We start from the raw sequence: 21,762 nt of genomic DNA on the forward strand, positions 1-21,762 counted from the left end.
GATGAAAAAGAACATATCAAAATATTTACTTCTTGCCGGTATCGCATCTGCGATCGCTTTTTCAGGCTGCCGGAAAGAAACCGCTGCTGATAAAGTTGGCGGGCAGGCTATGGACAATGGCAAGTCGTTTGTCGGATTTCCGGACGGTCTTGAACAGCAGCATTTCTTTGATCCATTCACAAACATTAAAACTGTTGACGTTTTTTCTATCAAACGTGATGCAAAAAGCGCCGCCGATTTGCAAAAAGATCAGACGGTGATCTTGAAAGCAATTCCCGACGCAATTGATAAATACAACGAAAATAATGATACAGAGTATGAGTTACTTCCTACAAGTCTTTATACAATAAGCAGCACCAAAGTTACTGCCGGAACTTCAGGAAACCTTAATGCCAAATTTGCACCCGGGGATTTCCAGAACTATTTCACTATCAAATTGGATGGAAGCAAATTTGATCTGACAAAAAAATATGCGCTTGCATATATAATCAGTGACGCTGCTGGTTTAAACGTACATGCTGAAAGCAAAGATACCTTGTACACCTTCTTTGCTATCAAAAACAAGTATGACGGTGAATATCACTCAACAGGTATTTTCCACCACCCTGTGAATGGCGACCGTGTAATCGACAGGGATAAAACCCTTACTACAGCCGGTGCCACAGCCGTAAGCACGGAGATTGGTGATATTGGCGGATCAATGACCCTGACTGTAAATGAAGCTACAAACGAGGTAACTGTTTCTGGTAATGTTAGTGCAACCCAACCGTTACTACCTGTTGCCGGAAAGAAAAGCGTTTATGACCCGGCTACTAAAAGCTTCATACTAAATTACAGGTACCCAGCCGGTACCGGTGATCGTGTTGTTGAAGAAACAATAAAACACAAATAATCTACCAGCTAATAAAGAGCCGCTTGCATTACACAATGCGGCTCTTTTTATACCCTGTAACATCATGATTATTTAATAACGATGTACTACAACCTTATCTGTAATTAAACAAATCCGTATTGAAGCGGGTGTTTAATGAATTATTATTAGACGCCTATACTTTTAACTGCAGCTTCGTTCTTTTAGTTAATAGTTAAAATAAGAAACCGTACACCGTAAGCTCGTGTGCGGTTTTCCCTATTATATGCGGTACTATCAAAAATTAGGGTCAAAATTAAAGCAGATCGGGTTTGACAACCCTACCATATTCCCGCTTAAAGCTGCTGACTGCGGTACCTGTGGATAAGGTGTTGATGGCCCTTCAACCGTAACCCTGTAATAGGTACGTCCGGCTATTGCCGGTGTATCGGTAAATTCAACCAAAGCAGTTTTTCCATCCATTTTAAGCGTACTAAACGGATTGCCATTTTTTACAATGTTGATGGTGTAAGTAGTATCGCGCACACTGCTTCCGCTTAACTTAACTTCAAATTTAACCGGCTTACCTGTTGCTTTCACATTATCACCCATCATCATATCCATCTTACCATCCCCATTTAAATCAGCATAAAACTCAACACGGGGCGCATAAGGGTTTGAGCTTATTGATACCCGCCCATTGGTTAATGCGTCAATAACAGCTTGTTTAGTACGTGCTGTAGCGAACACCCATGTGGTGGGCGTTCCGGCATAGTTAGCCTTTGCCTGATAGGTATTTGGCCCGGGCTTTTCACCCCCCACAGGAACGCCGTGATGAGCATCGCTTCCTCCCCTGCCGGTTAGCTTTCGGCCTGATGACAACATATCGTCCCAGATCATAATGGCATTAGCATTTTTTGACCAGATAGCCGAATTCCATACTTCGATAGAATTAACCATATCATAAGAATATCCAAAATGATCTTTACCACTTGGGTGGTTAGCCGACAGATGTATACCCAGTTTGTTTTTTATACGGCCAACTACAGTATCACGCTGGTCGCGCACGTCATATAACTGCTGATGATCATAAGGTTTAGCCGAAAAGGCGTTACCGTGACCACGAGTAGTTGTCCATTCGGCAGCATACAGCAGCAATACCGAGTCTGATTTAAATTCAGGATCGGCCCAGGTATTGTGAGCTACATCTCCCTCAACATGGTTGTCATGATCTGTAATAGCAAGAAAATCAATCCCCACCAGCTTACAAAAAGCAATTATTTTACTGATCGAATTATTTGATGATTCCTTACTATGCCGTGAATGCATATGCAGCTCGCCCTTAAGCCAAACGCCGTTACTGAGACTTACCGGAGGGGGCAATGTGCCCAGCGGTTTAGGAGCCCATGGGTTTAGGTGTGCTGTCTGCCCAAATGATGCGGAGCTGATGCAACTTGCTATTATAATCATTAAACCCGTTTTAATTAACAGCCCAATTTTCCTGTTAGTTTGTAGTGCCATAAGTAGTTTTTACAGATCTTTTTATAGTGTACTATTTTGGCAGCCAACTTAGCCTACTCATATTAGCTAACCGTTAACAAGTGCAAATGATATAAAAATGTGACAGTGAAGCAAAAATTGCATACATATGCTTTATAAGGTAAAACATAGCCAAAATCGCCATCTAATTTTTTTTGCAGGGAAGCCAGGGTAACATCTGCAAAAACATTAGTAATTTAGAACTAAACGAATCCGTTTAATTCTACCCTTATGAACAATCCGATAACAACACGCTGGCCAAAGCTTGATTACCACGACCTAAGAGATACCCTTGCAAGTGTCCATATGTGGACTCAAATCATTGGTAAAGTAAGATTACAGCAAATGCCCTGGATCAACCATTCGTGGCAGGTAACATTGTACGTAAGCGCTACCGGCCTTACCACGGGGAGCATGCCGTTTGAGGGCGGCGTTTTCCAGATCGACCTTGACTTTATCGACCATACACTGAATATCTCCACCAGCACCGGCGAAAAGCGGTCATTTGGACTCGGTACGGGCAGTGTGGCTGCTTTTTACAGCTCGCTAATGGATAATCTTAGCTCGGTTAACGCAGATGTAGAAATATACGCCGTACCTAACGAGGTTGAACCGGCCGTTCCTTTTGCCGAAAACCATACACCATGTAAGTATAACGCGTCTGTTATGCATGATTACTGGCAGGCCCTGGTCAGGATTCACAATGTCTTCACCGAATTCAGGGCAGGCTTTCAGGGCAAAAACAGTCCGGTACATTTCTTTTGGGGCGGATTTGACCTGGCTGTTACCCGCTTTTCGGGCAGGAGTGCACCAAAGCACCAGGGCAGTGTTCCTAATATGCCTGCTATAATAATGCAGGAAGCCTATTCACATGAAGTAAGCTCGTGCGGCTTTTGGCCGGGTTCGGATACTTTTCCTCATCCGGTATTTTATTCTTATTGCTACCCCACACCGTCTGATTTTGGCCAGCAACAGGTATCGCCCCCCGAAGCATTTTACAGCGGAGAAATGGGCGAATTTTTATTGACTTACGAAGTTGTTTCCGGATCAGTAAATCCCGAACATACTTTGCTGCAGTTTTTACAATCCACTTATGACGCCGCCGCAAAAACCGGGAACTGGGATAAAGATCTGCAATGTGATTTGTCAGCATTAAAGAACCTTTAATTGAAGATCTTGTATTGTTACGCAAAAAGTAAAAAAGGGATACGGGCCGGCAATCAGGAAACATATTTACATTTGCTTTTATGCCGATAATAACTTAACTTTAATTAGCAATAATTATTTGATTATGAGCCAATTTCCAGACCCAGACGAAACACCTGCTCCCGACGAAGAGAGTGTAAATATCCCTGATATCTGGGATATCAAAACATCAGGCAAAGGCCGTGTGGGCAGGTCAGACCCCAATCTTGATGAGGCTATGCCAGCTGCCGCAGACAGCGAACCTTACCTGGAAGGAGATTCCGATACACCCGGTTTGTGGAACAGTGATGATCTTTCTTCATACGAGCAAGGAGATTACCTTGAAACCGAGTAGTCAGGAAGCTATGTTTGCAATAGCAAATGCGATACTCATAACTATGGGCGAAAAAAATATTGCTCTTAAACAAAGCACATAAATGTTCCACCTATAGTTATTTTTCTTTGTGTTTTGCTCAATCCGTTCCTGGTAATTAATGATTTCCACTTTGTAGAATCTCAAAATCCGTTCGTTATCAGTAATGTCTTTGTGAAAAAACGCGTTATCAAAGTATACCTTAGGCTCTGTACCAGGCAGCAGGTATTCGCTTGGTGTTAAACCCTGTAGTACAAACATCAGCCCCACTATCAAAAAGTAAAATATCCCTACTATGGCTGTAAACAACAAACTATCCATGTGGGGCATATCCTTCCACTTTCCTATGGCATAAGCCACCAAACCGATCAGAATACCGGAAACCAGCGTCAGCAACCCGTTTGATCGTTCATAAATTCCCTTTGCCGTTTCGATGGTGTAACTATATGATTTTTCGGCCTGCTCAAATATAAACTTAGCATCTTCTAAGGTTAATTTGTCAAGCCATTCCTTTCTTTCCTGCCAAAAGTTTTCCATACGTTTACTTTTAACCTAATTTAAACGTATTAGAACTTAATTCCTACAAAATCAATCGAATACAGATATTTTATATATCGACAGATAAAACAAAGCCCCGATTACTTATGCAGTAACGGGGCTTTGCTTATGCAGTTATAATGAATTATTTAGAGCTAAATGTATAAGGCAAATTGGTAAACGTTCCGCCTAAAATTTGAGATGTTTCTATCGAAGCAATGTTTCCGTCATCATCATAGTTAACTTTTTTTGTAGTCATAGAATATGTACCGGTAATTACATTTTTAGATGGATCAATAGATGTAACGATAATGGTACCCGATCCTGGCTCCACTGTTCCTACCTGATCATAATTTATACCGCCTGGCGCGGTATAATACGCCATTTTCACCCTGTCTGTAGCGTCAACCTTGTATGTGCTTAACGGGAAAGTATTTACATTGGTAGCGGATGCAGCATCACTTAAGGTGATTGTCCATTTAACTCTTTTTAAATCGGCGGTACCAACAACATCAAATGATTTTGTTTTAGTAGCAGCGTCATAAGTTATTGTAGCAGTAACATCATCTGGTATCCATGATGTACCGTTTATAGTAGCAGCAAGTATTTGGTCGGAAGTAGTAGAAGCAGAAGTAACAACGTCCTTTTTACAGCCCTGAAATATTATAGCTGATAAAACGAACAGCATTAATAGTTGGATTTTCCTCATATATAAATTTTATGCAAATAACGATGTTTAAGAAGTAATAATCACAACAGATTTACTTTTTTCACATATTTTAACATTCGCCCGCGCGGCGACTTTTAATAGTTAAGCCCCAATTATAATACAAATCATTTTATTTAACCATATTAGGCCGAAATTTTTAAACATGATCAACGTAAACGAATATTTTGAAGGTGCCGTTAAATCACTGGCATACACTACAGCGCAGGGCCGCTCAACCATTGGCGTCATTGAACCCGGCGAATACGAATTTGGCACATCAAGCCACGAAACCATGACTGTAATTGAAGGCAGCCTTGAAGCATTGCTGCCCGGAGCAGACAAATGGCAAACATTTACCAACGGACAAACATTTGAAGTTGAAGCCAACACATCGTTCAAAGTAAAAACACAAGTGCAGAGTTCATATTTGTGTACTTATAGGTAGTTGATTTTGTCTGAACTCGAATTAAACGAATTCTGAGAATTTATAGAATTTGCATAGCATTATATTAATTCCTTAAATTCTATAAATTCGAGTTCAGACAATAATCCGGAATCAAAAGCTATCACATTTTTTTTAGGACCTACCGAGTCCCAGGACTATCTATACCTTGATAGGAAATCTTTCAAAATTCAACTTCCGGACTTGCCGACTTACCGACACCGGACTTCGCCCAGCCAATTCCTACTAATCATATAGAAAAACAACACAAAATTTAATTTGGTTATAGCCAAAAAGTCAGCTTTAATAAATGTATTGCACAAGTTTGGTATAACTTTATATTGATTCTAAATAATTTTTTTCGTACTTTCATTTTGTACATCATAATATTTATCTCATTTTGTTGAGATAATGTTAAATAATTATGATTTAAATAATTGTTTTTTTAGAAATCTTTAAAAATTACCGTAAATTTTATAATTTATTCGAGTTTTGGTAACTTCGTGGTTACACCCCTTATAAAATTGTAAACGGTTTAATTTAAACAATGGATCAAACTGATAGCCACCAGGGTCTTTACAGACCGGAATTTGAACACGATTCGTGCGGAACGGGATTTATAGCCAATATAAACGGTCATAAAACCAACGAAATCATCGATAACGCGTTGACCATGCTTGAAAACATGGAGCACCGTGGTGCGTGCGGATGCGACCCCGAAAGCGGGGACGGAGCAGGTATATTAATACAACTGCCCCATGAGTTTTTAATGGAAGAATGCTCAAACCTCGAAATCAGCCTGCCGGAACCCGGCGAGTATGGTGTGGGTATGATATTTTTACCTAAGGATTCGGCCCAGAAGAAGGCCTGCCGCACTATTATTAACAATGCAATTGAGAAATTAGGTTTGCATAAACTGGGCGAACGTAAGCTTGCTGTTGATTCATCAGTTATTGGTGAAACAGCGCGCCAGGCCGAGCCTGATATTGAGCAAATTTATATTGCCCGCCCGCATCATATTACCAATGCCGATGATTTTGAGCGTAAACTGTTCGTGCTCAGAAGGTATATCAACAAAACCATTACCGAAACCGTAACCGGTGCCTCTGATAACTTTTATTTTACATCATTAAGCTGTAAAACAATTATTTACAAAGGACAGCTTACTACATATCAGCTACGTAAATACTATGCTGATCTTTCTGATCCGCGTATTGCATCAGGCTTTGCTATGATCCACTCGCGTTTCTCAACCAATACCTTCCCTTCATGGAAATTGGCCCAACCGTTCCGCTTAATTGCGCATAACGGCGAGATCAATACGCTTACAGGTAACTTAAACTGGTTTTATGCAGGCTTGAAATCATATGCTTCGTCATACTTTACTGCCGAAGAAATGGAAATGCTGCTGCCGGTGATTGATAACAACCAGTCGGATTCGGCTTGTTTGGATAATATCATCGAAGTATTGCTGCACTCCGGCCGTTCATTACCACACGTAATGATGATGCTGGTACCTGAAGCATGGGATGGCAACGAAGCCATGGATCCGCTTAAAAAAGCATTCTATGAATTCCATGCTACATTAATGGAGCCTTGGGACGGCCCTGCTGCCATCACCTTTACCGATGGTAAACTGGTGGGTGCCCTGCTTGACCGTAACGGCTTACGCCCGCTACGTTTTGTGGTAACTAATGATGGCCGCGTTATAGCTGCATCAGAAGCAGGTACTTTAACTATCGACGAAAGCACCGTTTTACGCAAAGGCCGTTTACAGCCTGGTAAAATGCTGTTGATAGATACTGAAAAAGGGCGCATCATTACTGATGAGGAGATCAAAAAACAAATTGCCTCACAGCAGCCATATGGCCGCTGGTTAGAGAACTATAAAATTAACCTGAGCGAGCTTTCAGAACCACGTTTGGCTTTCGCCAGCCTGTCTGAGGCTTCAGTATACCGTTACCAGCAGGTATTTGGTTATAGCCGTGAGGATATCGATACTATCATTAAACCAATGGCCCTTGACGGCAAGGAGCCTGTAGGTTCAATGGGCACCGATGTACCTTTGGCTATCCTTTCAGATAAACCACAGCACCTTTCAAGCTATTTCAAACAATTCTTCGCCCAGGTAACCAACCCGCCGATCGATCCGATCCGCGAGCGTTTGGTAATGAGCCTTGCTACCTTTATAGGTAACAACGGCAACCTTTTGGACGAAGATAAAATGCATTGCCATTGCGTGGTACTAAAACACCCGATATTGAAAAACCACCAGTTAGAAAAACTGCGTAGTATAGATACCGGCCTGTTCCACGCTAAAACACTGCAAACATACTTTAAGGCTGATGGCCTGCCAGGTTCACTGGAAAAAGGTATCGCCCGCCTTTGCCGCTACGCCGAAGATGCTGTTGATGACGGCTTTGAGGTATTGATCCTTTCGGATCGTGCGGTTGATTCTGAGCATGCCCCTATCCCTACCCTGCTGGCTGTATCTGCAGTACACCACCACCTGATCCGTAAAGGTCGCCGTGGTGCTGTAGGCCTGGTTGTTGAAACCGGCGATGCATGGGAAGTTCACCATTTTGCCTGCTTATTGGCTTTCGGTGCTACTGCTATTAACCCGTACCTGGCGCTTTCAACCATTGAAACACTTAAGGACAATGGCAGCCTTGAAACCAGCTACGATATCAAAAAGCTGCGTAATAACTACGTTAAATCTATTAACGATGGTTTGTTGAAGATATTCTCAAAAATGGGTATCTCAACCTTGCAGTCATACCATGGCGCACAGGTATTCGAAATCCTTGGTTTGAACAAAGCAGTTGTTGACAAATATTTCCACGGTGCGGTTACCCGTATAGGCGGTTTAGGCCTTGACGAAATTGCCCGTGAAGCACTTTGCAAACATAAAATGGGCTTTGAGGCCAAAGGTGCCGATAACCTGTTGCCTGAAGGTGGTATTTACCAGTGGAAACGCCGCGGCGAAGCCCACTTGTTTAATCCTACTACTGTACACCTGTTGCAGCACGCTACACGTACCAACAACTATGAGGTATATAAAAACTATGCTAAAGTAGTTAATGAGCAAACTGAAAAACACTTCACCATCCGTGGCTTACTTGATTTTGCACACCACCGCGAATCAATCAGCATTGATGAGGTTGAACCGGCTGAAAGCATCATGAAGCGTTTTGCTACAGGTGCCATGTCATTCGGCTCTATCTCGCACGAGGCACACAGCACTATGGCTATTGCCATGAACCGCATTGGCGGCAAAAGCAATACCGGCGAAGGTGGTGAGGATGAAATGCGTTACGACAAGCTGCCAAACGGCGATTCGTTACGTTCAGCTATCAAACAGGTAGCATCAGGCCGTTTTGGGGTAACTTCAAACTACCTTACCAACGCCGACGAACTACAGATAAAAATGGCGCAGGGTGCAAAACCAGGTGAAGGCGGTCAGCTGCCAGGCCACAAGGTTGACGACTGGATCGCTAAAACCCGTCACTCTACTCCGGGTGTAGGCTTAATCTCGCCTCCGCCGCACCACGATATTTACTCTATCGAAGATTTGGCACAGCTTATCTTCGACCTTAAAAATGCTAATCGTGCTGCCCGTATCAACGTTAAACTGGTTTCAAAAGCCGGTGTAGGTACTATTGCAGCCGGTGTTGCCAAAGCACACGCCGATGTGATCCTGATTGCCGGTTATGACGGCGGTACAGGTGCATCGCCAATCAGCTCAATCAAACATGCAGGTTTACCATGGGAGCTTGGCTTAACTGAAGCCCACCAAACATTGGTACGTAACAAACTACGCAGCCGTGTGGTATTACAAACAGATGGTCAGCTGAAAACCGGTCGTGATTTGGCAATCGCAGCGCTGATGGGTGCCGAAGAATGGGGTGTAGCCACTGCTGCCCTTGTTGCAGGCGGCTGTATCATGATGCGTAAATGCCACTTAAACACCTGCCCTGTAGGTGTTGCTACCCAGGATCCTGAACTGCGTAAATTATTCTCGGGCAAACCTGAGCATATCGTAAACCTGTTCCGCTTTATGGCCGAAGAGTTACGCGAGATCATGGCCGAGCTTGGTTTCCGAACCATTCATGAAATGGTTGGCCGCGTACAATTCCTGAAAGTAAAAGATAACCTGCAAAGCTGGAAAGCCAAAAAGATTGATCTTAGCGGCATCCTGCATCCGGTTACCAACACCAAAGGCATGACGCTTTACAACAGCGAATCACAGGATCATGGCATGGCTAATATCCTTGACTGGAAACTGGTTGAGGCAGCTAAACCTGCCCTGGAAGATAAAACACCGGTATTTGCATCATTCGATGTAATTAACGTTGACCGTACTATTGGTACCATGCTATCAAACGAGATCTCGAAGGTTTATGGTTCGGCTGGTTTACCTGACAATACTGTTAACTTCAAATTCAAAGGTTCGGCAGGTCAAAGCTTTGCTGCTTTCACAACCAAGGGCGTTTCTTTTGAACTGGAAGGTGAAGCTAACGATTACGTGGGTAAAGGCCTTTCTGGTGCTCAAATAGCCGTTTATCCGGCAGCTAACGCAACATTTGTTCCCGAGGACAACATCATCATCGGCAACGTGGCCCTTTATGGCGCTACATCGGGCGAGTTGTTTGTAGGCGGTATGGCCGGCGAACGTTTCGCGGTGCGGAACTCAGGCGCCACCACAGTTGTTGAAGGCATCGGCGACCACGGTTGCGAATACATGACCGGTGGCCGTGCACTTATCCTTGGTAACACGGGCCGCAATTTTGCAGCCGGTATGAGCGGTGGTATAGCATGGGTTTATAACCCTGAGGGCACTTTTGCAGAAAACTGCAATACCGAAATGGTTGACCTTGACCCGCTAAGTGTACAAGACGAAGAGCAGATCCTCACCCTGTTGCGTAAGCATATCACCTTAACAGGCAGTAAGCTGGCGCAAAAGATACTAAACAACTGGAATGAAGCATCAACCCAGTTTGTGAAAGTATTCCCGAGAGAGTATAAAAAAGTATTAGAGAAATTACAATATCAAACCATAGGCTAAGAAATGGGAAAACCTACAGGATTTCAGGAGTTTAATCGCGAACTGCCATCAAAAGTTCCGGCTGCTGAACGCGTTAAGAACTATAACGAATTTGTGAATTTATACACCGAAGAGAAGCTTAACCAGCAATCGGCAAGGTGTATGAATTGCGGTATCCCTTTCTGCCATTCGGGATGCCCCCTTGGTAATATTATCCCTGAGTTTAACGATGCCGTGTATCGTAAAAACTGGGAAGAAGCTTACCATATATTATCATCAACCAATAACTTCCCCGAGTTTACAGGCCGGATCTGCCCTGCCCCATGCGAATCTGCATGTGTGTTAGGCATTAACAAACCGCCTGTTGCTATTGAGGAAATTGAGCGCCATATCATCGAGATCGCCTACGAGAAAAACCTTGTAAAACCAACTGCTCCGCTTGTTAAAACAGGCAAAAAGGTAGCCGTTGTAGGTTCGGGCCCGGCAGGCTTAGCCGCCGCAGCCCAGCTGGTGAAAGTTGGCCACACCGTTACCGTTTACGAACGTGACGACCGTGCAGGTGGTTTGCTTCGCTACGGCATCCCTGATTTTAAATTAGAAAAATGGGTTGTTGAGCGCCGTGTGGAAGTAATGGAAAAAGACGGCGTTGTATTTAAATACAATAGCGAGGTTGGTGTAAACGTGGCTGCCGAAGAGCTGGTACGCAACAACGATGCCGTGATTTTGGCGGGTGGTTCAACTATCCCGCGTAACCTTAACATTCCGGGCCGCGAGTTAAAAGGGATTCATTTTGCAATGGATTTCCTGAAACAGCAAAACAAACGCGTTAGCAATATCGACGTTACTGCCGAAGAGATCATAGCTACCGGTAAAGACGTAGTAGTAATTGGCGGTGGTGACACCGGATCGGACTGTGTGGGTACTTCAAACCGTCAGGGTGCAGCATCTATCAAACAATTTGAGGTGATGTTCCAGCCACCGGCGCAGCGTACACAGCACATGCCATGGCCTACTTACCCAATGGTATTGAAAACCACCAGTTCTCACGAGGAAGGCGCCGACCGTTTCTGGGGTGTTAATACCTTAGAGTTTTTAGGCGATGAAGAAGGCAACCTGCGTGCCCTGCGAGTAGTTGATGTTGAATGGGAACAGGATTTTATGGGTCGCCCGGTAAAATTCCATGTGGTTGAAGGTTCGGAGCGTGAAATCCCTTGTCAGCGTGTATTCCTGGCTATGGGCTTTTTACACCCACAACATGATACCTTCATCAGCCAGCTTGGCGTTGAACTTGACGACCGTAAAAACGTTAAAGCCAAAGAAGGTGTTTATCGTACCAACGTAAGCAAAGTATTTACAGCAGGCGATATGCGCCGCGGACAATCATTGGTGGTTTGGGCCATATCCGAAGGCCGTGAAGCCGCGCGCAAGGTCGACGAGTTTTTAATGGGCCACTCTCTGCTGGAAAGCAAAGATGCCGTTAACCAATTTGACCAGGTGTTTTAGTGGTAGAGATTGGAGGTTAGAGGTTAGTTTGACTTCTTTAGCAGAAATCTCCTTATCATATTGTTTTAATTATAAAGCCGGGCGTTGCCCGGCTTTATTGTTTTTTTATGGGCAACAGCAATAAATAATACCTTTTATTACTTTTCCAGGTATTCTTTAAGCGAGATACCGGTAATATGTGTCCAGCCGGCAACAAAATTTTCTTTTTTGAAGGAATCCAGTGGCGGGAAGGTTTCGAGCCCGCTATGGGTAAGTATCAATTTAGTACCCTCCCCTTCCGGGAAAAGCTCCCAGGTAACTTCCGAATTACCTTCATAACCATCATAGCGCCAGGTGTAAGCAATAGTTTTGCCCTCAACAACCTTAGTTACCCGGCACAGATGAAGAAATTCTTTATTTCCGTCGCTTCCGGTAAATTCAAATTCAAAACCTACCTCGGGCTTAAATTCGGCAAGGTCAAAATACCACTCTTTCATTTTTTCCTTAACGGTAATGGCTTCCCATACTTTTTTGATGGGCGCTGCGTAAACTCTTTCAATTACAAATGGTTGCGTGCTCATAGTTTGTTGTTTTTATGGTTATCTGTGTTGTGTTCGTTGGTCAAAAAAGTACCAAGCGCATCCAGTTTCTGCGTCCAGAACTGGCGGTATTGTTCGGCCCAGTCGGTAACTTGTTTTAGCTGCTTTAAGTCGGCATGACAATAGCGCTCCCTTCCCTGCTGTTTAACAACAAGCAGGCCACATTCGGTTAATATTTTTATGTGTTTTGATACAGCTGGGCGGCTGATATCAAAATTATCGGCCACCGCATTCAAGTTCATTTGCCGGTGGGCCAGCAGGTTAATGATCTCGCGCCGGGTAGGGTCAGCAATGGCCTGAAAAACATCTCTTCGCATAATAACTGAACAATCATGTGAAACCGTTCGGTTACAAATATAAATGAAACCTTTTGGTTACACAATAATTCTTTTAAATTTTCCAAAATCCATTTCATATGCTTTTTTGCGTGCCGGCTAATTCGGCATATCGCTCCATGTTCATTTTCAAGCACATAAAACATCTTTTCAGTGTAGATTATTGCCCCGAAATATGTACCGGCACTTGAGCTATAGGTAATTTTACGTAGTGAAAATTGGGTGATTATACCTATTTCGGGGTATTGTTTTTTGCCATATTTTTATTCCACCTGAACATCTAATGCAAATAACACAATGGCAGTACGTATAGTATGTATAAAAACCGATACCCGGCCTCATGATAATCCCTATGTGGCCATCGATGCGCTTGAATGGATCAACGAACGGATCAATGTAAAAGGTCTTACCGAACGCTCAAAGCTGTATGATTGGATAAAAAATGAAGACGGCGAAGCTTATATCATCGATAACAAGGGTAATAAAACCAGTTTGATCCCGGCTGTGTGCCCTCAGGGTAATAAATATGTTAAAACTGTGAATGACGAATCGGAACCAGACTACCTGCTGGGCTTACCCGAATGCGCCTGAAAAATCTTTACCAGTTTTTAATCGGATTGACGCTTAAAAAGGAATTGTAATATCGCTTATCTCCGGTTACTTCGGTAGTTACCCAGGGCGGTAATTCAAATTTTTCATCCTCACTATCAAGTTCAATCTCGGCCATGAGCAAGCCGCCATTATCGCCTAAAAACTCATCAACCTCCCAAAGTTTACCTGCATAGTTGATGTTGTAGCGATATTTTTCCAATTCGGATGAGGCAAAGTTATCAAGTAGCTGATTGCCATCAGCTATAGGGATAGTGTATTCGAACTCACTGCGGCTAAAACCTGCAGTGCTTCCTTTTATGGTAATAAATGCATCAGTATCGGTAACCCTTACCCTGATAGTTTTCTTTTCATCGCTAAAGATGTATCCCTGCCTGAAATGCATTGCCTCAGGCTTTGCTAACTGCTGCCATTTTTCGTGATCTACCAAAAACTTACGTTCTATTTCAACTGCCATCAGATTATATCGAATTTATTTCAGCCTGCAATTTTAGCATTATTTAACATTTAGGAGTAGATAGATACCGTATATTTATTATATATATAAAACCTACATGCTAACCGCTAAACCTGTTACAAAACTAACCTGCATTGTATTGACTTTGTTTTGCCTTAGCTGCAAACAACGCAACATCGTTAAGCACAACGGCGAAAAGGACCTCATCTCATTTAAACCCGTACTGGGTATCAGCTACACCGAAATTGCCCGACGTTCACAGAATGGCCTCTCTTTTAACAGTTTCGGCTATCAGTTGGAACCGCAATGGAAAATGCAATTTGTTTCAAATGATTCCGCCAGCATTTATAGCCCAACAAAAAAGCGGTTTATCAATTTCCCCCTTACCCGTGGCTATGACTCTATTTTTAATACGGCTCGCAGTTGGCTTAAAGTTAAAACCATAACAAAGGATAGCCTCATCGTTGAGCTACTCAAGGCATATGCCGATTCGGTGGATACCAGGGGCGCCAAAGTTTACATGGTTTTCTATGCCGACAATTATATTAAAAACGTGCTTCATGGAGATATAAGCCATTGCAAAAGCCCCAACCGTAAGGATAGTGTGTACATACAATCATTAACCGAAGCAGCAAATAAAGATTTTAAAAAGGGATTTGCGGCCAGGCAACCCGCAGAGCTTAAAAGCAAAAGTCCGTTGGTTACTATCAGTAAGCGTTATACCGAGCCAACCATGCTCAACAACTTCGATGCCTCTTATGATTATATGAACCCCGAGTTTGATATTACTATCGATAAAGCCTACGCCAATTTTTACTATTCATTCTCTGTGTTTGTTGATACGGCCGGGCAAATACATTATGGAAAACCCCTTACAGTATTCTCGGAGAAAAGCTACGAGGAAAATTATATTCACCTCTCTACGGCAGTAATGAACAGTTATCTTAAATACTACCTGAATTTCATTCCTGGTAAAACACTTGGTATAGTACATACCAGCGAGATAGCTGTTCATGTTACAGGGAACCGGGGCGTATAGATCTAAGTCAAAAGATTATGTAAACTCCTCATTTTAGCGTTCATAATAAGTTATATATTTAATAAATACCTATATGATAACCAACAACCAATGGCAAAATTAACCTGCTTTGTATTGGCTTTGCTTTGCATGGGCTGCAAACAACGTAACATTGTTAAACACAATGGCGAAAAAGACCTGATTTCGTTTAAACCTGTATTGGGTATTAACTATACGGAAATAGCACGCAGATCAGATAATGGACTGTCATTTAATAACTCAGGTTATCAATTAGAACCGCAATGGAAAATGCAATTCGTTTCCGATGATTCAGCCAGCATTTACAGTCCAACAAAAAAACAATTCATCAATTTTCCGCTTACCCGCGGATACGATTCCGTTTTTAATACCGCCCGCACCTGGTTAAAAGTTAAAACCATGACTAAGGATAGTATGATCATTGAAATGCTTAAAGCCAGTGGCGATTCGGTTGATACCCGAGGAGCAAAGGTTTTCATGTTTTTTTATGCCGATAATTATATTAAAAACACGCTCCACGGCGATTTGAGCAAATGTAAAAGCCCAAACCGCAAAGACTCGATATATATAAAGCGGTTAGCCGAAGCTGCCAACAAAAACATTGAAAAAGCCTTTGCAGCCCGGCAACCGGTTGAGCTTAGCAGCAGCAGCAACCGGATAAAAATAAAAAAACTCCATACCGAGCCAACCATGCTCAACAATTTTAACCCATCCGACTATATGCGACCCGAGTTTGACATCACTATTGATAAAGCCTATGCAAACTTTTACTATTCGTTCTCAATTTTTGTTGATCCCATGGGGCGGATGTATTATGGCAAACCCCTGCGGGTATTTTTCGAAGAAACTCAAAGGGTAAGCAATACCCGCCTTTCAAAAGCCGTAATGGAAACTTACCTCAAGTTTTATCTTGATGTGAAGCCAGGCAGTACGCTTGGCATTGTGCATACCAGCGAGATTGCGGTAAACGTTACCGGCAAAAGTGGCCTGTAATGATATCGGTTCATTTTTTAGCCATTTATCTAATTATGTATATCTTTAGCGGCAATGCTATTCATCAATCTAAAAACGTTAAAAACGGCAGCATTCGGGTTGCTCATCATCATATCTGCCTCTATATCGGGCTGCGGCAATAGCCAGCCGGGCCAAAAGAAAAAAGAGCTTATTTCATTCAGGCCTTACAACGGTATCAATTATTCTGAGGTATCCAGGCGTCAAAAAAACGGTCTATCGTTTAACGAATACGGCTATCAGTTGGAGCCGCAATGGAAGCTAAAATTTGTTTCAGATGATTCGGTAAGCATTTTCAGTCCTACCAAAAATGCGTTTATAAATTTCCCGCTTACACGTGGCTATGATTCTATTTTTAATGCAGCCCGCTCATGGTTAAAGATCAGAAAGATTGATAAAGATAGCATCACCATGGAGATCCTGATCCAGAAAGGTGATTCACTCGATGTTAAAGGTACCAAAGTATTCATGCGATTTTTTGCTGATAATTATGTAAAAAACGTTTTGCACACCGATACAACTACGTTGAGAAGGCCAAGCCGTGCCGATACGTTATTCATTCGTTCGCTTGCCGCGAAAGCAACAGCAGATTACACCAGGGCTTTTGCAGCAAGGCAACCAGCTGTTATCACGAGTAAAAGCCCGTTGGTTACGGTATCGCGCCGCACTACCAAACCCGATATCCTCAACAACTTCGATAACTCTGATGATTACCTTGACCCTACTTACGACATCGTGATCAAAAACGCATATAAAGATTTTTACTATTCCTTCACCATGTATGTTGATGATAAAGGCAACTTATATTATGGCGTTCCTCTTGTTGGATTTAACGGCGACCAGGAAAGAGAGGCCGATTATATTCATACATCAAAAGCTGTTGTGGAGAGCTACTTTAAGTTTTATCTTAACGTAAAACCTGGTACAACACTGGGCATGATCCACTCAAGTGTGGTTTCGGTACACGTTGAGGGTAAAGCTAAAACAACAACTAAGTAACAATTGTGCTATTTTGCATAAACGTATAGCTTTTAGCGTTTAACTTTCGCAAACTGGCTAAAAAGGCATTTGTAAAAAAGTGTTAAATAAACGGCCGCTAAAAATGCAATACGGCTAAATGTTTATATTAGCCCCTGTTACTTCTTTAACTTATATTGATGATCATACGTCGATTTTTACTCCTATTATGCCTGTTAACTGCATTTGGTACATCTGTATTTGCCCAGCAGGATAGCATCCCCCTAACAACCATAATTGAAAAAACCAGCAAGTTCAGCGCCAGCTACCCTATCGAAAAAGTTTACCTGCATACAGATAAACCTTACTATGCTGTTGGCGATACCATCTGGTTTAAGGCTTATGTAACTATTGAAAAGCACCAGCCATCGGCATTGAGCCGCATAGTTTACGTCGACCTCATCAATAACCGGGATTCGGTCGTTGAAAGTCAGCGTATCGCAGTTGCCAATGGTTTTGCAAGTGGTAACATTGTGCTTAACGGCGATACCTATAAACAGGGAGCTTACCGACTGCGCAGCTACACCAACTGGATGCGTAATTTTGACCCTGATTATTTTTACGACCATACTTTCAATGTTGGTAATGCCATTGATAACCAGGTACGCACCAACATCAGTTATAAAAGTTCGAGCAAAAAAACCGGTGTTAAAGTTGATGCCACCATTCTTTATAAAGGAGCGGACAACAGCCCTTATGCCAACAAAAAAGTAAGCTGGCAGCTCATGAAAAATGGCGACCCGGTAAGCAAAGGTCGCGGTACTACCGATGACAAAGGCATATTATTGGTTGATATTCCTGAAAGCCAGGCTGATGTAATTACCGGTGGCATCCTGGTCACAGCCATTGACGTTGGCGATCGCAAAACCATCAGCAGCAGCTTTTCTATGCGCACTGCGGTTAAAGGCTACGATGTCCAGTTTTTCCCCGAAGGTGGCCAGTTAACCAATGGCATCCGCACCAAAGTTGCTTTTAAAGCCATAGCTTCAAGCGGTTTAGGTGTCGACATCAAAGGAACGATAGTTGACGATAAAGGCGCTGAAGTAGCCCAGATCAGCAGCGCACATTTAGGTATGGGGATCTTTGCTATTACACCCGATATCGAGCGTTCATATAAAGCAAACATCACTTTCCCCGATGGATCACAGGCAACCTATAACCTGCCGCGCGTGCAATCAATGGGGATAAATATTGCCGTTTACAACAATGATCCAACCAATCTCACTGTAAAAATATCGGCTAACGACCTGTTCTTTCAGCGTAAACAAAACAAAAGTTTTTACCTGGTAGCGCAAAGTGGCGGCGTTATTTACTATGCGGCTCAAACAGTGTTGCAAAGTACCGTTTATTCGGCCAATATCCCTAAAACTAAATTCCCTACAGGCATTGTGCAGGTAACGCTATTTTCATCGGGTGGATATGCTTTATGCGAGCGGATAGTGTTTATCCAGCACAATGACCAGATGAATATTGCCCTTAAAACTGATAAGCCATCATACACCACAAGGGGCAACGTTAAGATCACTGTATCTGCAAAAAACAATACAACGCCGGTTGAAGGCAGCTTTTCGGTAGCCGTGGTTGATGATGGCACCGTACCATCAAATGAAGATGCCGAATCGACCATATTGAGCAATATGCTGCTTACCTCTGATCTGAAAGGTTACATTGAAAAACCAAACTATTACTTCAATAAACCGGACGAAGAAAAACTGAACAACCTGGACATTTTAATGCTTACCCAGGGTTACCGCCGTTTTGATTACGAGGATATACTGGCAGATAAAAATCCGCCTATTTACCTGATGCCGGAACAAGGTATTGACGTAACGGGAACCTTAAGGACCAATGCCGGTCTTCCGGTAGCCAAAGGCAGCATAAGGTTGCTGATCCCCGATAAAAACTTTTCGGCAGAGACAATTACCGACATGTCGGGCAACTTTAAATTTTCGAATGTGAATGTGCCGGACACATCAAAAATCACCCTGAGTGCCCGCAACAACCCTAACGGACGCAACATGGTTATATCGGTTAATGGCGAAGCTTATCAAAAACTGAGCAAAAACAATAACATCCCCGATGAAATCCTGAATATTGACAGTACTTTCCGCCCTTATCTGCAAAACAGCTATAAGCAATATCAAAGTTCACGTACTATAAAGGAAGTTGTAGTAAAATCGACCAAAATTGTAAAAAAAGCAAGCCATACCGATTATGGTACATTTGCAGGCTTGCCTATGTTGGCCGACCATGAAATATCAACACAACAATTAGATGGTTGCCCCCTGCTTATAAACTGTTTATCAACCATGGCAATGGGCCTTACTTATATTGATAACAATTTTTACATTACCCGCGATTACAATTCTGGTAGCCGCACTCCGGTACAGATATATGTAGGAAGCTTACCTGTTGATGCCAACTTCCTATCAAGTATGGCGGCAAGCGAGGTAGAATCCGTCGAGATCTTTTTAAACGACGGCGTAAGCGGGATCAATCGTAGCACCCAAACTAAAGGTGTAATGGTTATCAATAAAAAAGTTGTCAAAAAACAAAAGATAACACTTGCCCAGTTGCAGGAGCTTATCCCTAAACAAAACGTAATTACTTTTGCCGTGCAGGGCTATACCAAGGCCAAAGAGTTTTACTCGCCTAAATATGATGTAACCAAAGCAGGCACCCTTGGCGGCGATTTGCGCAATACCATTTATTGGAAACCGAACGTAATTACCGATAAAGCAACAGGTACTGCAACTATCAATTTCTTTAACAGTGACCAACGCGGCTCATACCGCGCCATAATTGAAGGCATTGACGCCGAGGGTAATATAGGCCGTAGCGTGATACACTATAACGTAAAATAGTACAATACAAAAATTCGTTATTAAATTTTGAGAACCCTGATTGCTTAAATCGTAATCAGGGTTTTTCATTTACGCCTATTCAATCATTTTTTCTTAAAAGCTTTGAGCTTTGCGCATTCAGCTTTCAGCTTTTATTAATTATATTAGTACAACCAATTTAATTTAAACATTATCATCATGAACTTTCAACTTATCAACTGGCTGGCCGTTGTGGTTGCAGCATTATCTGCATTTTTAGTTGGCGGCATCTGGTATTCTCCAGCCCTGTTTGCCAATGCCTGGATGGCCGATAATAAACTAACCAGTGCCGAACTACAGGCATCCAGCAAAGGCAGAGCCTTTGGCTTCACAGCTTTCTTTTCCATTATTATGGCTGTAAACCTGGCTATGTTTTTGGCCGACGCAAAAACCGATCTTGCCTGGGGAACAGCAGCAGGTTTCCTTGCCGGTATCTGGACATTCTGTGCCATTGCCATTCACAGTTTGTTTGAACTTAAAAGCTGGCGTTTGATATTTATTAACGGCGGTTACAGCGTGGTATCACTAACCCTGATGGGATTAATATTGGGTGCCTGGAGATAATTAACACTAATAAAAACAAATTTATACGAATTACACGAATAACTACCGCGCTTTAATTCGTGTAATTCGTGTACATCCATTAGTGTATCCTCAAAATGACATTTGTGTTATACATTCCATGAACAATAACGGTGTTTTTTAGTTGAACTTTACAGTAATCAAACCAAAAAACATGACCATGGCAAGCACAACAAGTTCATTTGAAAAAACATTCACCATTGGTGGCGACATTACAATCAATCGTTTGGGTTACGGCGCTATGCGTATTACAGGTCCCGGTATCTGGGGGCCACCGAAAGATAAAGATGAAAGTATCCGCGTGTTAAAACGCGCTGTTGAACTCGGTGTAAATTTTATTGATACTGCTGATAGCTACGGGCCAAATGTATCAGAAGAATTAATTGCTAAAGCCCTGCATCCTTACCCTGCCGATCTCCTGATAGGTACAAAAGGCGGCCTGCTACGTACAGGGCCAAATGAATGGCCGGTGGATTCATCGCCGGAGCATTTAAAGGCAGCCCTTGAAGGTAGCCTGAAACGCCTGCAGGTTGATCGTATCGATCTTTACCAGCTACATCGTATCGACCCTAAAGTGCCTGCCGAAAAATCATTTGAGTTTTTACAAAAGGCACAGCAGGCTGGCAAGATCAGGCATATAGGCTTATCTGAAGTAAGTATTGATGATATCAAACTTGCACAGCAATATTTTGAGGTAGTATCAATACAAAATATGTACAGCGTTGATAACCGCAAATGGGAAGCCGAGCTGGAATATACCCGCGACCATAACATTGCCTTTATTCCGTGGTTCCCGCTTGGTGGCGGTAATGTACAGGGCGAAGAGATATTAAATCGAATAGCAGCCAAACATGGCGCGACCCTCCATCAGATTGCATTAAGCTGGTTGCTGCACCATTCGCCAAATATCCTGCTCATTCCGGGAACATCGAGCGTTAAACATCTGGAAGAAAACATGAAAACTGCAGATATTCAGTTATCAGAAGATGATATTGATGTATTGGATAGTTTAGCTGAAGCGTAACGAGGGAATTAAAAGTTTATAATTAACG

Annotated in this window: 19 protein-coding genes; 13 read left to right on the forward strand and 6 right to left on the reverse strand. The window is 42.7% G+C overall.

Annotated elements, in window-relative coordinates; all coding sequences use genetic code 11:
- Position 1 precedes the first annotated feature (1 nt).
- The gene (locus ACEN9X_RS01325; protein ID WP_413668693.1) at positions 2 to 892 is read left to right on the forward strand and encodes a BT_3987 domain-containing protein; all 891 of its coding nucleotides are present in this window, start codon (positions 2 to 4) and stop codon (positions 890 to 892) included.
- A gap of 255 nt (positions 893 to 1,147) precedes the next feature.
- On the opposite strand, the gene ACEN9X_RS01330 is transcribed toward ACEN9X_RS01325, so the two are convergent.
- Entirely contained in the window at positions 1,148 to 2,320 is a 1,173-nt protein-coding gene (locus ACEN9X_RS01330; protein ID WP_413668694.1) for a CehA/McbA family metallohydrolase, read from the reverse strand.
- Positions 2,321 to 2,620: 300 nt separating this feature from the next.
- Here ACEN9X_RS01330 and ACEN9X_RS01335 point away from each other — a divergent pair, with 300 nt between their 5' ends.
- Both ACEN9X_RS01335 and ACEN9X_RS01340 read left to right on the forward strand, forming a co-directional pair.
- Positions 2,621 to 3,556 carry a DUF5996 family protein gene (locus ACEN9X_RS01335; protein ID WP_413668695.1) on the forward strand — a complete coding sequence of 312 codons (936 nt, stop codon included), beginning with the start codon at positions 2,621 to 2,623 and terminating at the stop codon, positions 3,554 to 3,556.
- 124 nt (positions 3,557 to 3,680) lie between these two features.
- Complete coding sequence (locus tag ACEN9X_RS01340; protein ID WP_413668696.1) at positions 3,681 to 3,929, forward strand: hypothetical protein; 249 nt, start codon at positions 3,681 to 3,683, stop codon at positions 3,927 to 3,929.
- Here ACEN9X_RS01340 and ACEN9X_RS01345 read toward each other — a convergent pair whose 3' ends face one another.
- Together ACEN9X_RS01345 and ACEN9X_RS01350 are read right to left on the reverse strand one after the other, a co-directional pair.
- Positions 3,930 to 4,484 (reverse strand): hypothetical protein, encoded by a 555-nt coding sequence (locus ACEN9X_RS01345; protein ID WP_413668697.1) that lies wholly within the window; start codon positions 4,482 to 4,484, stop codon positions 3,930 to 3,932.
- Positions 4,485 to 4,629: 145 nt separating this feature from the next.
- The gene (locus ACEN9X_RS01350; RefSeq protein ID WP_413668698.1) at positions 4,630 to 5,193 is read right to left on the reverse strand and encodes a hypothetical protein; all 564 of its coding nucleotides are present in this window, start codon (positions 5,191 to 5,193) and stop codon (positions 4,630 to 4,632) included.
- Positions 5,194 to 5,356: 163 nt separating this feature from the next.
- On the opposite strand from ACEN9X_RS01350, the gene ACEN9X_RS01355 reads away from it, so the two are divergent.
- The 3 genes from ACEN9X_RS01355 (at position 5,357) to ACEN9X_RS01365 (ending at position 12,182) form a co-directional block, all read left to right on the forward strand.
- Positions 5,357 to 5,638, forward strand: coding sequence for a pyrimidine/purine nucleoside phosphorylase (locus ACEN9X_RS01355; protein ID WP_413668699.1), 282 nt, complete (start codon positions 5,357 to 5,359; stop codon positions 5,636 to 5,638).
- A gap of 544 nt (positions 5,639 to 6,182) precedes the next feature.
- Positions 6,183 to 10,700, forward strand: coding sequence for a glutamate synthase large subunit (gltB, locus tag ACEN9X_RS01360; RefSeq protein WP_413668700.1), 4,518 nt, complete (start codon positions 6,183 to 6,185; stop codon positions 10,698 to 10,700).
- A 3-nt stretch (positions 10,701 to 10,703) separates the two neighbouring features.
- Positions 10,704 to 12,182, forward strand: a complete 1,479-nt coding sequence (locus ACEN9X_RS01365) for a glutamate synthase subunit beta (protein WP_413668701.1) — start codon at positions 10,704 to 10,706, stop codon at positions 12,180 to 12,182.
- Between the two features lie 137 nt (positions 12,183 to 12,319).
- Here the strand turns inward: ACEN9X_RS01365 and ACEN9X_RS01370 are convergent, their stop codons facing one another.
- Both ACEN9X_RS01370 and ACEN9X_RS01375 read right to left on the reverse strand, forming a co-directional pair.
- A complete protein-coding gene (locus tag ACEN9X_RS01370) occupies positions 12,320 to 12,742 on the reverse strand; it encodes an SRPBCC family protein (RefSeq protein ID WP_413668702.1) in 423 nt (140 codons plus the stop codon).
- Positions 12,739 to 13,077, reverse strand: coding sequence for an ArsR/SmtB family transcription factor (locus ACEN9X_RS01375; protein ID WP_413668703.1), 339 nt, complete (start codon positions 13,075 to 13,077; stop codon positions 12,739 to 12,741). The genes ACEN9X_RS01370 and ACEN9X_RS01375 overlap by 4 nt, the downstream gene beginning before the upstream one ends.
- 315 nt (positions 13,078 to 13,392) lie before the next feature.
- Between ACEN9X_RS01375 and ACEN9X_RS01380 the strand changes: the two genes are divergently transcribed.
- Positions 13,393 to 13,686 (forward strand): DUF3892 domain-containing protein, encoded by a 294-nt coding sequence (locus tag ACEN9X_RS01380; protein ID WP_413668704.1) that lies wholly within the window; start codon positions 13,393 to 13,395, stop codon positions 13,684 to 13,686.
- 7 nt (positions 13,687 to 13,693) lie between these two features.
- Here ACEN9X_RS01380 and ACEN9X_RS01385 read toward each other — a convergent pair whose 3' ends face one another.
- A complete protein-coding gene (locus tag ACEN9X_RS01385) occupies positions 13,694 to 14,161 on the reverse strand; it encodes a CYTH domain-containing protein (protein ID WP_413668705.1) in 468 nt (155 codons plus the stop codon).
- Positions 14,162 to 14,258: 97 nt separating this feature from the next.
- Between ACEN9X_RS01385 and ACEN9X_RS01390 the strand changes: the two genes are divergently transcribed.
- The 6 genes from ACEN9X_RS01390 to ACEN9X_RS01415 all read left to right on the forward strand — a co-directional run bounded on the left by ACEN9X_RS01390 (position 14,259) and on the right by ACEN9X_RS01415 (position 21,734).
- Positions 14,259 to 15,200: a hypothetical protein gene (locus ACEN9X_RS01390; protein ID WP_413668706.1), complete on the forward strand. Its 942-nt coding sequence runs from the start codon at positions 14,259 to 14,261 to the stop codon at positions 15,198 to 15,200.
- Positions 15,201 to 15,290: 90 nt separating this feature from the next.
- Positions 15,291 to 16,211 (forward strand): hypothetical protein, encoded by a 921-nt coding sequence (locus ACEN9X_RS01395; RefSeq protein WP_413668707.1) that lies wholly within the window; start codon positions 15,291 to 15,293, stop codon positions 16,209 to 16,211.
- A 54-nt stretch (positions 16,212 to 16,265) separates the two neighbouring features.
- Positions 16,266 to 17,228, forward strand: a complete 963-nt coding sequence (locus ACEN9X_RS01400) for a hypothetical protein (protein WP_413668708.1) — start codon at positions 16,266 to 16,268, stop codon at positions 17,226 to 17,228.
- A 158-nt stretch (positions 17,229 to 17,386) separates the two neighbouring features.
- Entirely contained in the window at positions 17,387 to 20,110 is a 2,724-nt protein-coding gene (locus ACEN9X_RS01405; protein ID WP_413668709.1) for a carboxypeptidase regulatory-like domain-containing protein, read from the forward strand.
- Between the two features lie 177 nt (positions 20,111 to 20,287).
- Positions 20,288 to 20,692 carry a DUF1761 domain-containing protein gene (locus tag ACEN9X_RS01410; RefSeq protein ID WP_413668710.1) on the forward strand — a complete coding sequence of 135 codons (405 nt, stop codon included), beginning with the start codon at positions 20,288 to 20,290 and terminating at the stop codon, positions 20,690 to 20,692.
- Positions 20,693 to 20,870: 178 nt separating this feature from the next.
- Positions 20,871 to 21,734, forward strand: coding sequence for an aldo/keto reductase (locus ACEN9X_RS01415; RefSeq protein WP_413668711.1), 864 nt, complete (start codon positions 20,871 to 20,873; stop codon positions 21,732 to 21,734).
- The last annotated feature ends 28 nt before the right edge of the window (positions 21,735 to 21,762 follow it).

The organism is Mucilaginibacter sp. Mucisp86, assembly GCF_047324315.1.
Taxonomy (GTDB): domain Bacteria; phylum Bacteroidota; class Bacteroidia; order Sphingobacteriales; family Sphingobacteriaceae; genus Mucilaginibacter.